Origin of the sequence: Lysinibacillus sp. FSL L8-0312, from assembly GCF_038003285.1 — a bacterium.
GTDB lineage: Bacteria > Bacillota > Bacilli > Bacillales_A > Planococcaceae > Lysinibacillus > Lysinibacillus fusiformis_D.
On record NZ_JBBOOV010000001.1, the window covers coordinates 518,150 to 538,392 of the forward strand.

A 20,243-nucleotide genomic window follows, 5' to 3' on the forward strand; every position below is an offset into this window, starting at 1 on the left:
ATGACCAGTTCGATTTGGATTGATGCGAAAATAGATAGCGTGTGGCAAGCGATTACAGAGGAACAACTCCTCTCGCAATGGTATGCACCAGGCTCCACCTGGGATATCCCTAAACTCGCAGATGGTGAAAAGATAACGTTTACGTTAATGCCTAATGCGCATAATCAGCTATCTGAAAAGCTACCTATGCAGCTCACGATTCAGCACGTAAAAAAACATGAGGAGTTTTCCTTTTACTTAGAGGTGCCGGAAACGTTGATTGCCATTACGCTAGTACAACAGCACGAGGGGACAACTGTAAGCATTAACTCACCAGGCTATGAGGCTTCGCTGGCTAATTTAAAGGCATTGCTGGAAGGGGGAGATATCCCTTATCAGTAGCGAACCCTACGTCTTAGGTCTTAGATAAATTTCGAGCGCAGGGTCGTATTTTAAAAGGTTGACTCCTATATAATGAAATTATTGGTAGATTATATGGTGGGAGGAAATCATGTTGAAAAAATTAGTTGGTTTAGGTGTCATAATGGGTACATCTGTATTGGTCTTATCGGGGTGTTTCTCCTTTATTCCAAACAACAAGATGCGAGAGGAAGCCATCTTGGTAGAAAAGGATAAAGTGAAAGCATTAGAGGTAGACATTGATCTAGGTGTTGGTGAACTGACAGTATCGAGCGGTGCGAAGGAATGGGTAGAGGGCAAGGCCGACTATAATATTAAAAAGCTAGCCCCACAGGTAGACTATGATGTCCACGGCGATACGGGAGAAGTGGATATTCAGCATAAAGGCTCTACAAAGCTAGGAATCTCAAATATTAAAAACACTTGGGCAATCCAACTGAATGACAGTATCCCGATGGATTTGACAGTTGAAACAGGCGCATCCCTTGCAAACCTAGATTTACAGGGGCTCCAGCTGGAAAAGCTTGATATTGATGCAGGTGTCGGTGATGTAACGGTTAATTTAGGTGGCGATTGGAAAAAGAGCTTTAAGACATCGATTGAAACGGGCGTCGGTCAAACAACCGTTATTTTACCATCAAAGGTTGGTGTCAAATTAACGACAGAGAAGGGCATCGGATCTTCAAATATAGAGGGTCTTGTATCCAAAGGCCAGGGTGTCTATGTCAACGAAGCCTATGACAAGGCAGATGTTGTGCTAGAGGTTCATTCGGAATTGGGTGTCGGAGATATTACCTTTAAATTAGATCAATAAAGGAAAATGTAGTAGGCTACTTAAAATACAGTAGTCTACTTTTTGTATGGCCAAAAAAATAAATAAAAGTGAAACCTTTTGCTTGGATAAAAGACTCTAAGTATGGAAGGAGGGGAAACAAGTATGGAACAAAGCCTTTGATCCAATAGCACAACACGTTGAAAAATTAATCATTACGCCTTATGTTTCCATTCCATCAGGAGGTGGGAGCGTTCAAATAGACGCTGATGGCAAAGAAACACATATCCCATTCAATCCATCAGCCTATAAAGAAGTGAAGTTCCAACCATTTACAGTAGAAGTACCCAAACAATAATAGGAGCGTCAAATACATCCTTTGTATTTGGCGCTTATTTTATGGTAGCTTTAAGAAAGTTATTGTTTTGAAGGAGCGAAAGTCGTGAAAATTTATACATACAAGCAACCAGCAGCTATCGAGTCAACAGAGGCCATCCAAATTATCAATGAAGCAGGGGAGGTATCGTCCACTGTTCAACGTGTTTATTCCAATGCTCTAAAAAAAGCATTTGACCGCACGATGGACTATCGTTATTTTGTTCGCTTTGATGTCAATGATCGCAACGGTCGACCACTTTTTACGTGTAAAAAAGTATCCCGTCGTGGGCGCGTACATTTCAGAGGCAAGGATTTGGTGTCAGGCAAAGACTATATGATTGCCTATGATGGCTGGCAAATCATGATTCCTGATTTACTGATTACAAATGGTGAACAGCAAATCAAGCTCAACAAAGAAATGGAGGGCTGGTCTGTATTTACAGTGAATGAGCAGCCTATCGCACGTTGGCAAGCTACTTTCTGTGAGACGCATTTTGATATTACGCTAGAAATTGAAGACAGTAGTCCCATCCAGGAGGAATCCTTTTTTATTGCGATAGGACAGGCAGTATTGTTTGTGGGGGCATAAACGAATTCGAGAAAGGGCTTGATTGTGTGCTGAAGATACTACCAGCGAAAGAAATTTATTTACAGGGAAATGAGCATGCCGTATTACTTTTACATTCTTTTACAAGTCATACAAGAGATATGAAGAAAGTAGCCACTTCATTACATGCACAAGGCTACACTTGCTATGCACCATTATACCGAGGACACGGTCATACCCCAGAACAGTTATTACACTATCAGGTAGACGACTGGTGGCAGGATGTAGTCAATGCCCACCAATTTTTATTGAATGAAGGCTATCAGAAAATTTCGGTCATTGGCTTATCCATCGGTGGCATTTTTACTTTAAAGCTTGCCCAATTCGAAAAGCTATCACAAATCATTGTCTTATCAGTACCAATTGATAAGGAGCCAGCGCAATTAAAACAAAGAATAATTGATTATGCTTACAATTATAAAACGATAGAGGGCAAATCAGCGTCTCAAATTTCACAGGAAATGGAGCCATTTCACCACATGGCGTTAGATGCTATGAGCGCATTTCAACAGTTTATCCAAGCAACGATGCAGCAGCTTGATAGAATTACCGTTCCTATCGCTATCTACTACGGTGAACGCGACGATGCATCGTATGCACAAAGCGCTGAAACGATTTATCAACATGTTCACTCTTCCACTAAGCAGAAGAGGGGCTTTAAAAACGCTAAACATTTGATGACATTAGGCCGGGACCAAGATGAAATCATACAGGAGATAATAGATTTTTTGGAATAAATGCTAATGGAGGAATGTTGCAGGACAAGCATTCTGGAGACCAAGAGGTGTTAGGATAAAACCAATAGATGCACCCAATCGTTAGGGAAAATCTAATGACTGAGGTGCACGTTTCTTTCTAAATTAAAGGATCTTTTGTTTTTGTTTCTCCAGTTGGATTCTTTCGTATTCCACCTCTAATTCTCTGTGTTTAATCAAATACTCTTTTTTTATTTGATACACCTTAATCACACTGAAAATCGCAATAATAAAGGCAAATACAAGCATTAATAATTGTATATTTGAGAAATACAAAAAAACACCTCACTTTCTTTATATATTATACATTTATCTGGATATTATGTATAATGAAGTTAATATTACATTATCCATTAATGTAATATTTTAACATAAATAAATAAAACAAGGAGGTTTGCTGTGATGAAGAAGCTTCAATTTTTTATTTGTGGTTTGATTGTTACGTTGATTGTTGCTACAATTTTTCCGAATTTTGCGAATGCTAATGAATTTGGACGTAAAGAAAGTGCTTTAGCCGAATCCATCTACTATAATTTGGCTACACAAACATTAGAGTTTGATGAAGAAGCTGCCCAGGAATTATATCATTTCTCAGATGAAGAATTAAATTATTACGAATCTCTCGAATCACTATCTCCTAATGAGGTTCACCATAAACTTTTAACCTTTGGGCTAGACATGGAAAATTACGATGGTACAATCCTTTATAAAGAGAATGAAGATGGAGAAGTAACACCATATGCTGTTATCGCATGGCTTGCCGGAATTGGTTTGGTTTCTTTCATAGGCTATTTCTTCTGGGACCGATACTTGACACATAAAGAAAAAATGAATTACATGAATAAATGCTTTGCACAGGGTGGCAACCCCATCATTGACTCAAGAGATGATGCTGGTTTAAATGGACAAACCAATGCGACGGAGGCTAGAAAAATCGGTGGTTATAATTTTGCTTGCCAAAAACCATAACCTTCGATGGAATGGGCAACTCGTCGAAAAAATGACGAAACGAATGTGAGAGCCCTTCAAAATCTGAATTTTGAACAGCAAAGACAACGAGGCTGGGACATAACTCATTTATTTAGAAAAAGCAAAAAATGAATGTTATTTTTGTGATTTATTAAAGTTTATGTGTTCTAATTACGCAAAAAAATGTTAGACCAAACTTGTAAATGGTCTAACATTTTTTCTTTTGTCCCAGCCTCGTTTTCATAGTGTTGAAAAACAAAACTATCAATAGCATTTTTGTGAAAGGTGAGAGGTGAGAGGTGAAAGGTGAAAAAGGATTTCCGTTGCAGGCTACTTGCTTTTTCTTGTGGGCGAGCGCCGAGCCGCTTCGTGCAGGGGATCGCCTGTCTCGCTATCCCACGGGAGTCAAGTAGCCTTCCACTTCAACCCACAAAAATGGTACCTTTTTAGCAAAGGTTTTCAACTAAAGTGAAAGTATTCATTACTCTTTATGGAAGGGTGTTGTCACGCATCACTTCTCCACATGGAAAATAAGAACCTATCCTTTCTCTCGTCATACAAATAATGGGCTATTTTGTTCACTACGGCTCGTATGAAAGATAAGGACAAGACACTTTTGCCACATGGTGATTGGAGTGGAGCCAGCGTCACTCCTAGGGGATTTAGTGAACTGACCCCAAAAATTTGAACTTTTAAGAAACTCTTCGAAACTCAACTGGACTTTTTCCGTTGAGTTTTATTTTTATCCGCTCATGATTGTAGTAGTGGATAAAGTCTACTAACGCTTTTTTGAATGCTTCGTAGTTCTTAAACGTTGTTGCGTATAGAAATTCTGATTTCATAATGCCAAAAAAGCTTTCTATCACGGCATTATCTAAACAATTTCCTTTCCGTGACATACTTTGCTTGATTTCATGTGTTGCCAATAACGCTTTAAAACGTGGTATTTGATATAACCATCCTTGATCAGAATGGACGATTAAGCCACTCTTTTTCGATAACTTTGTATACGTAAACGCCTTCTTAAAAGACTGTTGAACTAACTCAAAATTAGGTGATTTTGATACCTCATACCCAACGATTTCTCGATTGAATAAATCTAATACAGCGGATATATAGATTTTTTGACCGTTTATTTTAAACTCCGTTACATCGGTTACCCATTTCTGATTGGGTGCAGTGGCTTCAAAATCACGTTGGATGACATTCTCTGCGACATAGCCGACTGTCCCTTTATACGAACGGTATTTTTTAGGGCGTACCGTCCCTTTTAAGCCCAATTCTTGCATCAATCGTTGGACCGTTTTATGGTTGATGAAAAACCCTTCATTTCGGAGGGCTAAACAAATACGACGATAGCCATAACGCCCCTTATGGTAATGAAAAAGCGTCTGAATTCGTTCTTTGATCGTTTGATATTTATCTGGTTTTACCCATTTTTGGAGATGATAATAATACGTACTTTTCTTAAGTTTCGCGACTTTTAATAGAGCTTGAAGAGGAAAATCCAACCTTAGCTCATAGACAGCTCTTACTTTTTCTTGGATTTGAAGGCATCCTTTTCTTGAACTAAGGCTTTCAACTTTTTTAAATAGGCATTTTCCATCCGTAAATACTCAATTTCGGCTTTTAACTCATCCGTTGTTTTTCCATTTAAATCGGACGAAGGTGGTTGTTTTTTTGGCATTGATTGGCGCTCCTTTTCTACTTGATAGAGCACCTCACCAGCCGTTGACATCCATTGTTTTTTCCATCTCCGAACGGTTTCACGGGAAGGAATATTAAACTTCGCAGCAGTCTGAAGGAGCGAATCGCCCGTCTCTATCAGGTGTTGAATTACTTTTATTTTAAAAGAATCTTCGTAATTCGTGAACCCTTGAGGACGAATAATTCCTTCGATGCCATGATAGCGATATAATTCAATCCATAATCGAATGTACTGTCGATCCCTCTGTAATCGATTGGCAATCTGATACGTACTTTCTTTTTCTTCAAAGTAAGCTAGAACTGCGGCTAATTTTTGTTCATCAGAAATCACTACCTGCACCCCCTATAGTAGATTTTTAAGTCCAATATTTTGGGTGCAGCTCATAGCGTCACAGATGAGACCCTGGAGCGAAACGCAGTGAGTGAAGCGGCTCATCGGACGCCCCCTGGAAAGGACGCTGGCGGAGCGGAAATCACCCGCTCACCTTGCCAAAGGTTCTTTTTCTGCTATTGACATCACCTTTTTTCAACAACAATAACAACAGCCCTTCTGATATAGAAGGGCTGTTGTTATTTAGATTTCCACGATTTCATTCGCTAATTTTTGTCGGCTAATCCAATAGCCTTGGAGCGTAAAGACAATAAGTGTTGCTATTAAGAAGGCGCTGCTTGTTATGCCTAATGTTAAGTAGTCATAGGACATCGGAGAGCTTTCATCAATGAATCCCAGCATTCTTGTTAAAATAAGTCCAATAAACGTGCCGACAGTGAGGCCATATAGCACAAACGATAGGACTTGCGTCAAAATAAGTTTTATTAAACCATTTGGTGATAAGCCTATCAATCGCTGAATGACATAGTCACTACGTTTAGTATAAATGGTATGCAGTAATGTTTGCAGTACACCAAGGACAGTAGCGACAATTAATAGTACAAAGACGCCGACAAATAGGCTCCAACGTTGGAAGAACATTTCACGGGATTGCTCCATCATGGTCACTTTATCCGTAAATTTCAAGGCTGGCCAGCGCTCTTCTAAGAATGACAGGTCAGACAATGCTTGCTCAGGGTTAGTCGTTTCGACCATAATGTCTTCAATGATTGTGTGGTCCTGAGAAGTGAGGAAGGATGACCAATCCACGATTAATTCTGCGTAGTGAAGAGGTGCATCAATAATTCCTATAATTTGTAATTCACCTGTTGGCCGATCCTGCTGTGCAGCAACATCATAGGAGCCTATTGTAATACGATCACCAACCGATAAATGATGACGATTCGCCAAGCTTTTTGTCACTAACAGTCCATCCTGTAAAGGGCCCTCGATTTTTGGCAACTTCCCTAATTGTCCAAATTTCTCGATATCAATGGTTGTATAGTTCTCTGGTAGCCATTCATCGCCGAGTTGCAGGGCAATGTACGCATTATTACTTTGTGCATAAGCATACTGCACGCTTGGCAAGGCCTCCATTTCCTTAATAACTGCGGGTGTAAGGGTTGGATCATTTAATTCATTATTGATTTTTACAGCGGTTTCGTATTGTGATTCGGTGAAGGCTAGGTCATTATGCTGTAACGTTTTCATTAACGAGCTACCAAAGGTTAAAATGACCATTAACCCAATAATGCTGAGCACAATCGGCCTATTTTTGCGTACTTGTGGCATGACTTGCTGGCACGCTAAATAGGCTTCCTTGCCAAACACTGCACGAATCGGCTTTAATGCAACCTGAAGGAGGGCTGTAAACAGATAGGGGATGAATAACAGTAAAATCCCACAAATCAATAGTGTTCCGATTAAAATCAAGAGTGCTCCTTGATTGCTTCCTGTTCCTGTCAGTTGTGCTTGCAACAAGAATAAAACAGCGATAATTCCTCCAATGCTGACCATGATCGTTTTCCATTTGGTCCAACGAAGACGTAAATTTTCGTTGTCTGTTGCGATTTGTAATGGCAATAATCTGGAACTTTTTGCTACTTGCCATTGTGTCATTACCTGAAGAATCAAGAAGCTCGAAAGCGCGATGACAATCACAAAAGGAAGAGGAAGCTCTGTTCTAGCATTTGGTAAATGTAAGAGGCTAATCAATTGTGGTAGCCAAATTTTTATGACCAGTAAGCTCATCGTTGTCCCGAGCATAACCCCAAAGCAAATAATAAGTGATAATTGTAGTTTGACAATGCGCCTAACTTGCTGCACTGATGCACCGAGAGCACGTAAAATCATCAGCTGTTCTTTAATTTTATAAAATAATAGCTGGAAAGTGGACAGTAATAAAACACTTGCAATGAGTAAAATAAAGACAGCTAGGACAATCATAAAAATCATTAAGCTTTGTAAATTTATTTTAAACAAATCATAATCACTCATGACATCTACACGAAAAGTTTCATCAAGCTGCTTGATCTCTGTGCCAACTGCCTTAGCAAGGCCACCCTCTGTTTTAATAAGTGCAAACATACCAGCAGTTTGTGGCTGACTATTATTCATCCATGTTTTCACAATGGTATTTGGCAACAATATGATATTAGGGCTATCCGTACCTTTCATCGTTGGTAAAATTTCTCGGACAATAAAATTCTTCGTTTGAATATGAATGGTGTCTCCGACGTTCTTCTTGAAAATACGTGCCACATTTTCTGAAATAATGGCATCGTTCGGACCAAGATTCATCTCGAAATGATAGCGGCTTTTCACAAGGTCATCATTTTCTACGCCAACGGTATAAAAGGTTGTGCTTTTTTCTTGCTCAACCTTTGTGTGAGCTAAAGATACATTAGACACTTGGGTGACACCTGCTAGGCTGGAAAGTAACTCTATTTGTTGTGTCGTTAACAGCTGATGTTGATCTGGATTATAGCCGACCATTATATCCATTTCTCCGTACAAGGCTTGGATGTCAGCCTTCATTTGATTATGGGCGTTTAAAGCGTAGACACTCATCGTCATCACAAGGCAAATGGAGATGGTTATAATGCTAATACTCGTTAGGACATTTGCCCAAGCGGCACGAAAAAGTTTTAGGGCAACGGCACGCATTGTAAACATTATCGCTCCCCCCTCGTAGCCTGCTTAAATTTCATTAAAATACAATCCAAATCCTTTTCATTTCGCTGGTTTTGATAGGAGTCTACAATCGCACCGTCATGGAAGAACAACACCCGATTGGCATAGGTAGCAACATAAGGGTCATGAGTGACAAGTAAAATCGTTTGTTGACTCTTTTTTTGAAGCTCAACAAGCAACTCCAATATCTCATCCGTCGTATTGACGTCCAGCGCTCCTGTTGGCTCATCAGCTAGCAAAATAGGCGGATTTGCGATAATGGCACGAGCAATAGCAACCCGTTGCTTTTGTCCTCCTGATAGCTCATGTGGTCGATGCTTTGCCCAAGCGCCGATTTTCAGTTTTTCCATCATGTGCTGCACGCGCACTTTAATGTCCTTACTAGAAATATCATTTAAAATAAGGGGGAGTGCAATATTATCTTCCACGGATAAATCTTTTAACAGATGAAAGGATTGGAAGATAAAGCCGATATTTTCTTTACGAAATTGCGATGCTTTGGGCTCTTGATATATATCCTGAGCCTCCTGACCAAATAAAAATAATGCCCCGTCTGTTGGTTCATCAATCGCACTAATCATATTCAGTAGGGTACTTTTACCAGAGCCGCTTGTCCCCATAATGGCCACCATCTCTCCTTGATAAATGGTGCAATGGATATTTTTTAAGGCGTTCACGGTGTGATGCTTTTGCTGATAAATTTTGGACATCCCTTCAACACGTAACACTTCCGTTAAACGTCCTTCAGGGATGGGTATTGCATTAATGACTTCTTTCAACGGATTGAACCCACTCATCAAGATATGCCCCCTTTAATTGTTGTCGTAATGCTTGCAAGCCACGGCGAATATGTGTTTTGACGGTGCCTTCAGGGCATTGTAAAATCGCTGCAATATCCTTGACGGAGTAGTCCTGATAAAATCGTAGCAATAACACCGTTTTATACTTTTCCTCAAGCTGGCAAAGAGCCTGCCATAAATCCAGCTCTTCCTCGATATATGTAGGAGATGTACTTTTTAAATCCTCTAAGGTTTGTGGTTCGACAAGCTGAACCTTCTTTTTCTTGGCTATATAGGTTTTACAGCAATTGATCATAATGCGGGTTAGCCAAGTGGTAAAATAGTGCGGCTCCTTTAATTGTGCTAAGCCCTCAAAGGCTCGAATAATCGTTTGCTGAAAAACTTCTACGGCGTCGTTTTCATTTTGTACATAGACATAAGCCATACGATAAAGCTTATGCTGCTCCAGCTCAATTAGCTGATAAAACGCTTGCTCATCGCCATGTTGGGCTAAGGCTACAAGAGATTGTTGCGTGGTTGTAATGAAAATCGCCTCCTTTTCGACTATTAGACTCGGCAAGTCGTCATTTCGATTCAAGTTTTTTATTTTTAGGAAGAAACTTAATAAGCATACCCATTTAATAGAAGGTTATCAATTTACTGCTATAATGATAGTGGTTTAATCGAAAAAAGGAGTGAGTTTATGAGCAAAAAACCTATTTATGTTGAGATAGACATCCAGGCTCCTATAGAAAAAGCATGGGATTATACACAAAAACCTCAGCTGCATGAGCAATGGGATTTACGGTTTACATCCATTACATATATACCGAAAAGAGCACCTGAGGAGTCACAGCGTTTTACCTATGAAACGAAGGTCATACCAGGTTTACAGGTTAGTGGCTGAGGAGAAAGCAAGGGGGAGCATCATAAAGAAAATGGCATCATTGACCGCTTCGCATCGGATGACGATATTGGGGATTCCTTTTTTACAAATTGATTATCATATTGAAAGAAATAAGGTAGATTGGCAGGAAATGACTAGTTCAAACGAGAAGGTCCTTATAGAGTCAACTAAAAAGGAGTGATGGTTTGCGTTTAACAAAAGGAATTACTGGTTTTGATGCCGAGCATTTAATCGAGCAGGATATGCGTACGTTTCAGTCGATGGTGTACCATTTAGTGACAAGTGAACAGCGAGCAAAAGTAAGACAATTTATCGATGAACCTCCCTTTGTCTACATGCAGGCAATGGTGGACTTAGATGGGGAGAAGCTGACAATTCTTCATCATCGATATATGCCCTATATTGCGTTTGCGAAGCAGAATGAGGAGCTTCCCTTTACATTTTTATCAAAGCCTCGGCTACACAAATATTTCCCCATGCGTAAATGCTTAGAAGCGACTACTCTTATGACATTACTATCAAAGGATCAGGCTTTACATAGCTTATCAGTGACGGAATGGCAGTACATCGCTTATTTTAATAGCCAAACGATTGGCGACGTTATGTTTAATGCTTGGGATTGATTGTAGTCCAATATACTCAAGACGAAAGATGCTATAAAAAACACTATATTGACCAAGTTATTTCTGGAAATCTAGTAAAAATTCCTAAAGCCACCAATCCTTCTTGTTAAATGGTAGATTACTATTTATGGAATAGATATGGAAAATAAGGAGTTTTTGCAGATGAAGTTCAAAACAATCAGTCGACGCATTGTTTTTTCCTTTAGTATTGTCATCGCCATCATGATAGGCTACATTGCGTACAACTATTATGCCATCACACAAAGCAACAATGCGACAGAACAAATTGTTCAGCAAGAATTACAATTATTAATTGCAGATTTTGAGCAAGCACAAACAATCGATTTAAGAATAGCGGCAGTTAGAGGCTATGTACTGTCTGGTAATGAAAAATATAAAGAGATTTTCCAAGATAATGTGGCGAAGGCAGCCGACAACGAGGAAAAACGATCAGCACTCACAACCTCAGGTGAATTCGGGAAATATGCGCAAATGGCAAAGGAATGGAATCGTTATATTGAACAACAAGTATTTGCAGTATATGACAAGGGTCAAACCGAGCTTGCTATCCAAAATTTAACGAAAATGGATGACGCGGCAACCGCGATTCGTGAGGGCTATGAAGGGTTAGCGGCGCAACGAAAGCAAGCCATTAATGAGGTAGGCACGGACATGATTACTGCTGGTGAAAATAAACAGCTAATTGCGATTGTCGTAGGTATTTTCATTGTCCTGCTAGCCGTGATGATTGAACTACTAAGTGCCCGTGGTATTTCAAGACCCATTATTACATTAACAGAGCGTATGCAACGAATGACGAAGGGGGATTTAAGCGAGCCCCCTTTACCTATTCAATCAACGGATGAAGTGGGCCAGTTGATGGAAGCGACCAACACAATGGCAGATATTTTAAATCAACTCTTGAAACATATTCAAACAGTGTCGGATGAGGTAGCGGCTCACAGTGAGGAGCTTTTGCAGTCAACCACGGAGGTAAAAGCAGGTACAGAACAAGTTGCCCATACTGTTACAGAAATCGCCAGCGGTACAGAACGACAGGCAAACCATGCAGCAGATGTCGCTTCCTCCATAAACGACTTTGCTGTCAAAGTAACGACTGTTCATGACGGCAGTAAAGACGTTCAACAATATTCGCAGGAAGTCAAAGCTTTAACAGAAGAAGGTAGAGATGCCATGACCTCTTCCACAAAGCAAATGGAAGCGATTCAGCAGATGGTAAAGAACGCGGTGGATCAGGTAACTGGTTTCAGTAAACAAACACAAGAAATTTCTAAGCTTGTAGCGGTCATTCAAAATATTGCGGCACAGACAAATTTATTAGCACTGAACGCAGCGATTGAAGCAGCCCGAGCTGGGGAACAAGGAAAGGGCTTTGCGGTGGTAGCCGACGAGGTTCGCGCATTAGCCGAGCAGGTGGCCTTCTCCGTTGATGATATTACAGCTATCGTAAGAGCTATTCAGGATGATTCAAGTACAGTGACCTCCTCATTAGAGCAGGGCTATGGAGAAGTAGAAAAAGGCACAGCGCAAATTGCCACGACCAATACAACATTCTATCGTATTGCAGATGCGATCGATGCCATTGCAGCAAGCATTAATGGGATGTCCTCCGATTTACACGGGGTTGTTCACAATACTGTCACGATTCACCAATCTGTCGATGATATTGCGGCTGTCTCAGAGCAGTCAGCGGCAGGTATTCAGGAAACATCGGCGACCATTGAGCAGGCTGCAAGCTCTATGGAGGAAATGAAACATAGTGCCGAGCATTTAGCAGAAATGGCCGAACAATTAAATGGCCTCATTCGTCGCTTCAAACTATAGAAAATTGCGCTTGATTTCAAACTTCCAACACATTTACGCTGTATACTATTGCATTGGAAGGTGGAATCATTTTGAGAAAATATTTACTTTTATTATTAATGAGTACTTTATTCATGGCACCAGTTGCCTATGCCCATACGATGGATAAAAGTACACTATTCACAGATGTCCCTGAAACAGCCTCCAATATTCAGGACATTATGGTATTACACAGTATTGGGCTTCTTGGGTACAATGGCAAAGATATGGCCTTAAACCCAACAGACAACTTATCACGCAAGGATTTTGCAGGCTGGGTAGGTGGCTTCTTTGGCCTAGCAGGATCGACTGTAGATGAGCTAGCACAAGCAGCACAAAAAGAGGATTACGTTTCTTCCTTAGAGGGGGACCTTACGTACAAAGAAATTAATACTGCCCTTTTTCATCATAAACTAGAACTAGCGAATCCAGATGCAACCATGACAAAAGAGGAGTACATTGCGTTCTTAACAGAGAACCTAACATTTGATATGGGTGGTCATACGCTTATTCAAATGGGCGGCTTTGCAGAAGGACCAACAGGCACTATTGAAGATGTCGTAACAGGTGACGAAACAGGGCTCATCATTGGTGGTAAAACATACATGCTGTCAGGACACCCGCGCATCTTTGCTGATTCAACAGATGCCAAAAGCTGGGTAGGTCAACAACTGGAACGCTCTATTTTCACAACAGCAGGAGATCATCATCATGGTCATGACGGTGGTCAAGAAGAAAGTCACGGGGATCATGCCGAAGGGCACGGCGACAGCCATGAACACGAAGCAGCAGCCTCGAATGAAGCTACTCTACAATATGTGCAAATTAGCTCCGCACAAGTAGCAAAAGAGGACGCCAAAGAAGTGCAGTCATCGAATGCCACGCCAAAAGAACAACAAACAACTGCAGCAGATGACACAACATCCAACTCAAATACAGTATGGATGATTGCCATCCTAGTAGTCCTAGCAGCCATTTTCGCCTTTGTTTTTGTGAAACGAAAAAAATAAAACAAATTTTAAGAACCAGCAATGATCGAGGAAATTCGGTTATTGTTGGTTTTTTTAACAGGAAATGATTGCTATAATAAAGTAAAGTGCGGATAGTAAGCTAACATGATTTCATAGCATGATTCGCACCAAAAATATTGATGGAAATGCCGCTTGGACAGAACTATATTGGTTATTAATACCTATTTTTTATTTATAAACATTAATATTAAGGATATTTTGTTGAGAATTTATTTATTTTCGCAGTCACTCTCTGTAAGGAGAGTGTCGATTGAAATCTCCTGCCCCTCGTAACTGCCTGAGTGAATCCGTCACTTACTGCATAAAGAGTGTGCTATTCTTTAAAACTAAATAACCATCACAGATAAATAAAAAAGGTGAACAGCAACAGGTGGGGTCAGTTGACCTACAATCGCTGTTCATTTTTTATTCCCCAAAACCGTACACATTCATTAAAATGTCAAACCTTTCATGTGAATGCATGCATATTGCAGCAATTTTGCACAAAATTGAATAACCCTAAGCATGTTCGGTATATAAATAGGGTACGATCATTTTTTAGGCTAAGGAGTGTGCAAATGGCTGTACTTGTGGTGAAGAGGAGTATTATGCATCGGTATCAAAGTATCGGGCAGGCAATTGAAGAGGCAATGCCTGGTGATATGATTGAGATTCGGGATGGGATTTATGAGGAGAGCTTGGATATTTCCAAGCGGCTGACGTTGTATGGGGTTGGGAATGTGACCATCAAGGGTGGCGTTTTTATTCGCTATCAAACTCATGTGGATATGCGGAATTTACGGTTTCGGCAAGGTCAAGGGCTATATATCAAAGGGGATTTACAGTTAGAAAACTGTATTATTGAGGAGCAATTGATTCGGACACAGATGATGGTGAGCTATGGTAGTTTGCTGATGAAAAATTGTGCTGTACTGGCGACATCGCTAAATCATTTTGGGCTGCGGGTGGCAAATGGTTCAAGTGTGATCCTCGTTGACACGACATTTGAGCATCATGTGAAGGCCCAAATCATTGCCCAAAATTGTGAGCTGACGTTGACGAATTGTCTGCTGCTGGAGGGGAAAAAGCATGGTATTTTTGCCATTCGTCATGTGAAGCTGGTGCTGGAGGACTGTGAGATTCATGGGCATGCCAAGGCACAAATTATTGCAGCAGCGAGTGAAATGGCTATGACGAATTGTCTGGTTCATCAGGGGCAAGGGGTAGGAATTCAGCTATTTGATGGCACAACTTTGCGGATGGATGGCTGTGAAATAAAAGAGCATCTCGATACGAATATGGTTGTCCACCGCAGTGAGCTAATGATCGCTGATTCAATCTTTTCAGATGGGCAAGGTCACGGTCTTTACCTTGGTGAAAAAACGGAAGCGAAGTTATATGATTGCCAATTTTATCGACATGTGAAGGCACAGATTCTGATTGAAAATAGCCAGGTAGAATTTCGTAAATGCCACATTCGAAATGGCATGGCTGTGGGTGTAGCGATTGTCGACGAAGCAGATGTTTCGTTGACGGAATGTCAAATTCAAAATCATCAGCAATTCCATATCATTGTGGATGCCAGTGGACTTCAGCTTCGTCAATCTACCATTCAATTCGGACAATCGGGTGGTATTTATGGCAATGATCATGCCAAGATTATGATGCAACATACAATGATTCGAGAGCTGCAAAGCCATCACATCTATATAAACAATGCCCGTTTGTTTACACAGTATTGTACCTTTGAACAAATGCAAGGAAATGGCATTACTTGTATTGATGCCATTTTTGAAGTAGCCCATAGCTATTTTAAAGACGGTCAAGAAAGTCCTTATGCCATGATTTGGTCAGATCAATCAATGGGACGTATTGAACATTGTACGGTGGATGAGGCAGCTCGACCATTTTTAGCATTGTCCAATAAATCATTAATGGAGATGCGTCATACGGATATTCATGCAGTAAAGGCTCCGGCTGTGGTCCAGGAAAATAGTCAATTATTTGTGCAAGGGCAAGTTCATACAGGGACATGGCAAAAGGATGCAGCGTCCAAGGTTTCCTCAATTGAGGGTATGCAGGTGATGAAAGACCATAAGATAGAAATCACGAAACATGATATTAAAAAAATAATATAAAAGCCGATTATACAAATAAGATAAGTAGTTTCAATTTTGAAATTACTTTTTTTATGGAATGGAGAAAATAGGTTTTATTCATGTGAAAAGTGGGTAAAGGAATATGTTTGCACAGTTGAAAAACCTTGAGTTTGTGCAAAAGAACACGATAATTCGACAAAATGCATGATTATTTTTATAATAGAATAGATGTCATCCTGCGATTTCTGTAATATTTTGAATATTTTAATGGAAAAGCTATACAATTCCTTGTAAAAGTTATGATAAAAATAATAAAGTATAAATAAAATGTAAAAAATTTATTAAGTAATAATCGATAAGAGATTGATTATTTACGATGTTTTATCCTATAATTAGTAAAAATGGTTCATGTGATAAGGTAATTATACGTTATTTGAGAAATGTGTGTAATGATTTTACAATAATAAAATGACAGAGATATTGGGGTGATATGTGTATGTTTGGGCTGACAAAAGAAGAAATTATGTTGCTGCTAGAGGGGATTGAGTTAGCAGAAAAGCAAAAGAATGTGATTGCTGATATCTTACATTTAAACAATATGCGAATCGAACAACAACTCGCATTAATGATCCATTTAATCATAGATGAGCGCGAACGAAATATTTCCAACAATACATATCTAAACTAAAAAGTATCGAAAAATCACAGGTGAGCTACACAAAGCACCTGTGATTTTTTTGTCAGCCATTTTTATAATTTTTTTATGAAGCAGATAATGCGATTGGCTTCTGTAAAACCGAGTTGTAGATGGACGCGTAAACTTTCTTCATTGTGCCATTCACAGTCACTAGCAAACTCTTGACAGCCTTTGTTCTTTGCCCATTGCTCACAGTGCGCTACAAGCTGTCTTGCATAGCCTTGCTGTCGATAATCTGCCATGACGAAAAGACCTTCTAAATAGCCTACGGGGCTAGAGTTAGTACCTTCTACATAATCCGTTCGCAATTGGCATTGAGCAAATCCAATGGCTTTAGCCTGGTCATAGGCTAGAAAAATAGCGGCGTTGTCTTCCTTTAAGAGCTGAGCCATCTGTTCGGCAAATGCCTCTAGTGAATGATTGGGCCAAAGCAGTAAGGCTAATGTGGCTGTTGCTAGAGCATCCTGTTGTGTTGCTTGCTTGATCATACAATCCCCCCTGGAAAAAAATGAAACGAAACGATTTTTAGCACGTACAAACTAGTAAGAGCTTCCACTAATGTTACATTTTCTATTTTAACACCAGTACTGAAAAGGGGGAATCTACTGAATGTCACTCTTACAAACGTTAATTGAACAAGCGAAAAAACCTAATGGCTGGATTGGCTCATGGATGCTACGGATAATGAATATTGCCCATCGAGGTATGTATGCATGGCTCATTCGGCAAGGCGCTATCAATGATGGGGATCGTGTGTTAGACATTGGGTGTGGGGGCGGAAAAACGCTTCAAATTCTATCCAATTTGAATCCAAATGGTATAATCTATGGTATAGATATTTCTGAGCAGGCAGTGAAGGAATCCATCAAACTGAATGACGCACGTGTCGCCAGTGGCAAAGTGATGGTCAAAGAGGCGAGTGTGACAAGTATTCCATTCGAGGATCAATTTTTTGATGCTATTACAGCCTTTCAAACACATTATTTTTGGCCATCATTGGAACAGGATGTCAAGGAAGTATGGCGGGTGCTGGAAAACGGAGGGAAATTTATTATTATAGCAGAGCTATATAAAATGAATTACCATATGGAAGCTTATCAAACACCAACTGCTATGAAGCAATTATTAGAACGTACAGGTTTTCAAACAGTCTATGTTACGGAAAAGTCGAGTAAAGGGTGGCTCTGTATGACAGCCATTAAGTAAGAGATACATAAAATGGAGGGAATAAAATGAAAAGATGTGATTGGGTCAAGTTAGATGAGCCTTTGTATGTGGCATACCATGACAAGGAGTGGGGAGTGCCAGTCTATGATGATCAGCATTTATTTGAAATGCTTTGTCTAGAGGGAGCACAGGCAGGGCTAAGCTGGTGGACGATTTTACAAAAGCGTGAAGGCTACCGTGAGGCATTTGATCAATTCGATGTGGAAAAAATTATACATTATACAGAGGACAAGCTACAGGCATTACAGCAAGACACACGAATCGTGCGCAATAAATTAAAAATTGCTAGTGTGGTGACAAATGCTAAAGCCTATCTACAAATCAAGGAAAAATACGGTTCATTCTCTGACTATATTTGGGGATTTGTTGATCACCAGCCATTGATGAATGAATGGGCATCTATAAAAGATGTACCTGTGACGACAGAAATTAGTGATCGTATGAGCAAGCAATTAAAGAAGGACGGCTTTAAATTTATCGGTAGCACGATTTGCTATTCCTTTATGCAGGCAGTTGGCATGGTGAATGATCATACAACGGACTGCTGCTGTCGCCAGAAGGAGCTAGCGCATGACAATTGAATATATTCGTGCGCAACTAGCAAAGCAGGCCACGATTTTTCAAACAGGTGGTATTCGACCGACACATGATTTATTGGAAAGCTGGATTGGCTATGTCGGCTGGTCTTTACCAGAGGAGGAACAACCACCATCTGGCTATCAGCCGCTTGCTACCTTCTTTTTAAAAGATCTACCCTATGTACCAGCAGCGCTAAAGCCTTTTCAATTAGTCACACTGTTTGTCGATGAACGTCTTTTGGATCATCTAATGGAGGATGATCTTAGTCCTTATTTTCATATTAGAACATACACGACATTGGAAGGTTTAGTAAAGCGTGAATGGCAGCATGATGGCATTCGTGCATTTCCTCTCCAACCAAAGCTTATTACGAATGACTATCCAGTATGGGATGGGGGAGGTATACCGCTTCAAATAGAAGAAGATATTTTGACCTTGGAGCATGAAGAGGAGCTAGAATATTTTGAGGATATCGTAGAAGACCTTTATCCGCTTCATAAAATCGGTGGCTACCCAAGCTTCTGTCAGAGTGGCTATGATTTTGGAGAGGATACACCATTTGTCCTCCAAATTGCCTCGGATGCGAAGGCACGATTGAACATTGTGGATCATGGCAATTTTTATTTTTTCTACAATCCAACAACGCAGACTTGGCGCGTCTATTGCGATTTCTACTGAAGGGAAGAGGGCTTGCCTTTTTCACGAACGGTCCAATCGATGATTCGGTTAATCAAGTATAAGCCGAGATACGCTCCTGTCAATAGAAAAAGAGGGTTTAAGAAAACCGCATGAATCGTTGTCATAAAAACCGCATCCTCAAGAATAATGTGCGTTATAGAAGTAGCAGCAATCGTGCTGAAAAGTATGGCAGCGATGATTCCTACTATGTTGAACAGCAGGCGAAAGATCGCCCATTTGAGCTGTAGATAAACCATAAGGCTCGGGATCACAATGGTGGTAGCCAGCATGAAAATGGTCATAACATCACATCCTTTCTTTCAGGATGCCCTTGTTCGCTTATGCATAAACATCATTGACGATAGGAGGAAAACATGTTGCGCTGGCAAGATGGAGAGGTGAAAAGAACAAAGAAGGTGAAAAGAGTGGAGCATAAAACGGTCGTAAAAAATGGCATTGGCTTTGGTTCAGTTTTAGCGATAACGATTTCATGGAGTGTCCATCATTCGATTATTTGGGCAATCATCCATGGCTGTTTTAGCTGGTTGTATGTTGTATACTATGCCATTACGCGCTAAGCTTGTCTGTCAAACTATCAACGAAGAGGTTGTTTGAATAAAAATAACTGAGGGTACATAAAAACAAATGTTCATAATTTTTGATTTGCCCGCATAAATAACAAAGTGCTCTTTTTCCAAGGCCAATTAAACTGTATGAACGTAGAAGAAAGGTTGATAGTATGACACATCAAGTAACGGCTTTAAGTAATGTTAATGGAAATGCTACGGGAGTGGAAGGTATTTTACAAAATGTAGCATTTATTTTATCAACGTTTACGATCCCTTGTCCGCTTCGAGAATATGCGATCAAGTGTGAAACTCGTAAACCCTTCCAACGTATAAAGAAGCTGAACACAACTCGCCTCATAGAATGTATTCAACGTTTTGAGCCACGAGCTGTTGTAGTAGATGTTGATTATCTTGGCGATGTCAATAGAGGAAAACTAGAGCCCATTGTCAAAGTGATTGTGAATGCATAATAGAAAAAAATGTATTCTGCCAGGTTTGAGTCAAATAACCTGGCAGAAGATCAAATGTGCTAGTAGTGGTAGGATTTATAGTATATGAATT

At 40.1% G+C, this 20,243-nt stretch carries 22 protein-coding genes and 1 pseudogene; 16 read left to right on the forward strand and 7 right to left on the reverse strand.

Annotation, left to right across the window (positions count from 1 at the left end):
• From MHI22_RS02625 to MHI22_RS02645, 5 genes are all read left to right on the forward strand, one after another.
• A complete protein-coding gene (locus tag MHI22_RS02625) occupies positions 1-381 on the forward strand; it encodes an SRPBCC domain-containing protein (protein ID WP_036128994.1) in 381 nt (126 codons plus the stop codon).
• Positions 382-490: 109 nt separating this feature from the next.
• Positions 491-1,213, forward strand: a complete 723-nt coding sequence (locus MHI22_RS02630; protein WP_230594005.1) for a toast rack family protein — start codon at positions 491-493, stop codon at positions 1,211-1,213.
• A gap of 400 nt (positions 1,214-1,613) precedes the next feature.
• Positions 1,614-2,138, forward strand: a complete 525-nt coding sequence (locus tag MHI22_RS02635; protein WP_340810966.1) for a tubby C-terminal domain-like protein — start codon at positions 1,614-1,616, stop codon at positions 2,136-2,138.
• A gap of 26 nt (positions 2,139-2,164) precedes the next feature.
• Positions 2,165-2,893, forward strand: a complete 729-nt coding sequence (locus tag MHI22_RS02640; RefSeq protein ID WP_231745129.1) for an alpha/beta hydrolase — start codon at positions 2,165-2,167, stop codon at positions 2,891-2,893.
• 420 nt (positions 2,894-3,313) lie between these two features.
• Complete coding sequence (locus MHI22_RS02645; protein WP_036128987.1) at positions 3,314-3,880, forward strand: hypothetical protein; 567 nt, start codon at positions 3,314-3,316, stop codon at positions 3,878-3,880.
• Between the two features lie 692 nt (positions 3,881-4,572).
• Here MHI22_RS02645 and MHI22_RS02650 read toward each other — a convergent pair.
• The 5 genes from MHI22_RS02650 to MHI22_RS02670 form a co-directional block, all read right to left on the reverse strand.
• Positions 4,573-5,427: an IS3 family transposase gene (locus MHI22_RS02650; RefSeq protein ID WP_340812692.1), complete on the reverse strand. Its 855-nt coding sequence runs from the start codon at positions 5,425-5,427 to the stop codon at positions 4,573-4,575.
• Positions 5,412-5,918, reverse strand: a complete 507-nt coding sequence (locus tag MHI22_RS02655; protein WP_180957783.1) for a helix-turn-helix domain-containing protein — start codon at positions 5,916-5,918, stop codon at positions 5,412-5,414. The genes MHI22_RS02650 and MHI22_RS02655 overlap by 16 nt, the downstream gene beginning before the upstream one ends.
• 243 nt (positions 5,919-6,161) lie before the next feature.
• Positions 6,162-8,633, reverse strand: coding sequence for an ABC transporter permease (locus MHI22_RS02660; protein ID WP_340810968.1), 2,472 nt, complete (start codon positions 8,631-8,633; stop codon positions 6,162-6,164).
• Positions 8,633-9,361, reverse strand: coding sequence for an ABC transporter ATP-binding protein (locus tag MHI22_RS02665; protein ID WP_036128982.1), 729 nt, complete (start codon positions 9,359-9,361; stop codon positions 8,633-8,635). Before MHI22_RS02665 ends, MHI22_RS02660 begins: the two co-directional genes overlap by 1 nt.
• 52 nt (positions 9,362-9,413) lie before the next feature.
• The gene (locus tag MHI22_RS02670) at positions 9,414-10,028 is read right to left on the reverse strand and encodes a sigma-70 family RNA polymerase sigma factor (protein WP_283778132.1); all 615 of its coding nucleotides are present in this window, start codon (positions 10,026-10,028) and stop codon (positions 9,414-9,416) included.
• Positions 10,029-10,133: 105 nt separating this feature from the next.
• Between MHI22_RS02670 and MHI22_RS02675 the strand changes: the two are divergent.
• The 6 genes and pseudogenes from MHI22_RS02675 to MHI22_RS02700 all read left to right on the forward strand — a co-directional run.
• Positions 10,134-10,334 (forward strand): annotated as a pseudogene (locus MHI22_RS02675) (DoxX-like family protein); the annotation flags it as partial.
• A gap of 188 nt (positions 10,335-10,522) precedes the next feature.
• Positions 10,523-10,960 carry a hypothetical protein gene (locus MHI22_RS02680; protein ID WP_058843070.1) on the forward strand — a complete coding sequence of 146 codons (438 nt, stop codon included), beginning with the start codon at positions 10,523-10,525 and terminating at the stop codon, positions 10,958-10,960.
• A gap of 162 nt (positions 10,961-11,122) precedes the next feature.
• Complete coding sequence (locus MHI22_RS02685; protein WP_340810969.1) at positions 11,123-12,805, forward strand: methyl-accepting chemotaxis protein; 1,683 nt, start codon at positions 11,123-11,125, stop codon at positions 12,803-12,805.
• A 71-nt stretch (positions 12,806-12,876) separates the two neighbouring features.
• The gene (locus MHI22_RS02690; protein ID WP_340810970.1) at positions 12,877-13,833 is read left to right on the forward strand and encodes a hypothetical protein; all 957 of its coding nucleotides are present in this window, start codon (positions 12,877-12,879) and stop codon (positions 13,831-13,833) included.
• Between the two features lie 608 nt (positions 13,834-14,441).
• The gene (locus tag MHI22_RS02695; protein WP_340810971.1) at positions 14,442-15,971 is read left to right on the forward strand and encodes a right-handed parallel beta-helix repeat-containing protein; all 1,530 of its coding nucleotides are present in this window, start codon (positions 14,442-14,444) and stop codon (positions 15,969-15,971) included.
• Positions 15,972-16,428: 457 nt separating this feature from the next.
• Positions 16,429-16,620 (forward strand): hypothetical protein, encoded by a 192-nt coding sequence (locus MHI22_RS02700; RefSeq protein ID WP_036128950.1) that lies wholly within the window; start codon positions 16,429-16,431, stop codon positions 16,618-16,620.
• A 62-nt stretch (positions 16,621-16,682) separates the two neighbouring features.
• Here MHI22_RS02700 and aac(6') read toward each other — a convergent pair whose 3' ends face one another.
• Positions 16,683-17,117, reverse strand: a complete 435-nt coding sequence (gene aac(6'), locus MHI22_RS02705; RefSeq protein ID WP_340810972.1) for an aminoglycoside 6'-N-acetyltransferase — start codon at positions 17,115-17,117, stop codon at positions 16,683-16,685.
• Between the two features lie 121 nt (positions 17,118-17,238).
• Between aac(6') and MHI22_RS02710 the strand changes: the two genes are divergently transcribed.
• Genes MHI22_RS02710 through MHI22_RS02720 form a run of 3 tightly spaced genes read left to right on the forward strand, consistent with a single transcriptional unit; the run spans position 17,239 to position 19,113 of the window.
• A complete protein-coding gene (locus MHI22_RS02710; RefSeq protein WP_340810973.1) occupies positions 17,239-17,835 on the forward strand; it encodes a class I SAM-dependent methyltransferase in 597 nt (198 codons plus the stop codon).
• Between the two features lie 26 nt (positions 17,836-17,861).
• Positions 17,862-18,437 carry a DNA-3-methyladenine glycosylase I gene (locus tag MHI22_RS02715; protein ID WP_036128944.1) on the forward strand — a complete coding sequence of 192 codons (576 nt, stop codon included), beginning with the start codon at positions 17,862-17,864 and terminating at the stop codon, positions 18,435-18,437.
• On the forward strand, positions 18,427-19,113 hold the full coding sequence (locus MHI22_RS02720; protein WP_340808874.1) for a DUF1963 domain-containing protein: 687 nt from the start codon (positions 18,427-18,429) through the stop codon (positions 19,111-19,113). Before MHI22_RS02715 ends, MHI22_RS02720 begins: the two co-directional genes overlap by 11 nt.
• On the opposite strand, the gene MHI22_RS02725 is transcribed toward MHI22_RS02720, so the two are convergent.
• Positions 19,107-19,415: a hypothetical protein gene (locus tag MHI22_RS02725; protein WP_036128940.1), complete on the reverse strand. Its 309-nt coding sequence runs from the start codon at positions 19,413-19,415 to the stop codon at positions 19,107-19,109. The two genes, MHI22_RS02720 and MHI22_RS02725, sit on opposite strands and share 7 nt — an antisense overlap.
• 72 nt (positions 19,416-19,487) lie before the next feature.
• On the opposite strand from MHI22_RS02725, the gene MHI22_RS02730 reads away from it, so the two are divergent.
• Positions 19,488-19,691, forward strand: coding sequence for a hypothetical protein (locus MHI22_RS02730; protein WP_170829805.1), 204 nt, complete (start codon positions 19,488-19,490; stop codon positions 19,689-19,691).
• 161 nt (positions 19,692-19,852) lie between these two features.
• Complete coding sequence (locus MHI22_RS02735; protein WP_036128937.1) at positions 19,853-20,152, forward strand: hypothetical protein; 300 nt, start codon at positions 19,853-19,855, stop codon at positions 20,150-20,152.
• Positions 20,153-20,243 lie beyond the last annotated feature (91 nt).

Bases quoted from the DNA above. Each gene is read 5' to 3' on its own strand.
- MHI22_RS02625 (WP_036128994.1), top strand. From the start codon at position 1: ATGACCAGTTCGATTTGGATTGATGCGAAAATAGATAGCGTGTGGCAA.
- MHI22_RS02630 (WP_230594005.1), top strand. From the start codon at position 491: ATGTTGAAAAAATTAGTTGGTTTAGGTGTCATAATGGGTACATCTGTA.
- MHI22_RS02645 (WP_036128987.1), top strand. From the start codon at position 3,314: ATGAAGAAGCTTCAATTTTTTATTTGTGGTTTGATTGTTACGTTGATT.
- MHI22_RS02660 (WP_340810968.1), bottom strand. From the start codon at position 8,633: ATGTTTACAATGCGTGCCGTTGCCCTAAAACTTTTTCGTGCCGCTTGG.
- MHI22_RS02665 (WP_036128982.1), bottom strand. From the start codon at position 9,361: ATGTCCAAAATTTATCAGCAAAAGCATCACACCGTGAACGCCTTAAAA.
- MHI22_RS02685 (WP_340810969.1), top strand. From the start codon at position 11,123: ATGAAGTTCAAAACAATCAGTCGACGCATTGTTTTTTCCTTTAGTATT.
- MHI22_RS02695 (WP_340810971.1), top strand. From the start codon at position 14,442: ATGCATCGGTATCAAAGTATCGGGCAGGCAATTGAAGAGGCAATGCCT.
- MHI22_RS02700 (WP_036128950.1), top strand. From the start codon at position 16,429: ATGTTTGGGCTGACAAAAGAAGAAATTATGTTGCTGCTAGAGGGGATT.
- MHI22_RS02710 (WP_340810973.1), top strand. From the start codon at position 17,239: ATGTCACTCTTACAAACGTTAATTGAACAAGCGAAAAAACCTAATGGC.
- MHI22_RS02715 (WP_036128944.1), top strand. From the start codon at position 17,862: ATGAAAAGATGTGATTGGGTCAAGTTAGATGAGCCTTTGTATGTGGCA.
- MHI22_RS02720 (WP_340808874.1), top strand. From the start codon at position 18,427: ATGACAATTGAATATATTCGTGCGCAACTAGCAAAGCAGGCCACGATT.
- MHI22_RS02725 (WP_036128940.1), bottom strand. From the start codon at position 19,415: ATGACCATTTTCATGCTGGCTACCACCATTGTGATCCCGAGCCTTATG.
- MHI22_RS02730 (WP_170829805.1), top strand. From the start codon at position 19,488: ATGTTGCGCTGGCAAGATGGAGAGGTGAAAAGAACAAAGAAGGTGAAA.
- MHI22_RS02735 (WP_036128937.1), top strand. From the start codon at position 19,853: ATGACACATCAAGTAACGGCTTTAAGTAATGTTAATGGAAATGCTACG.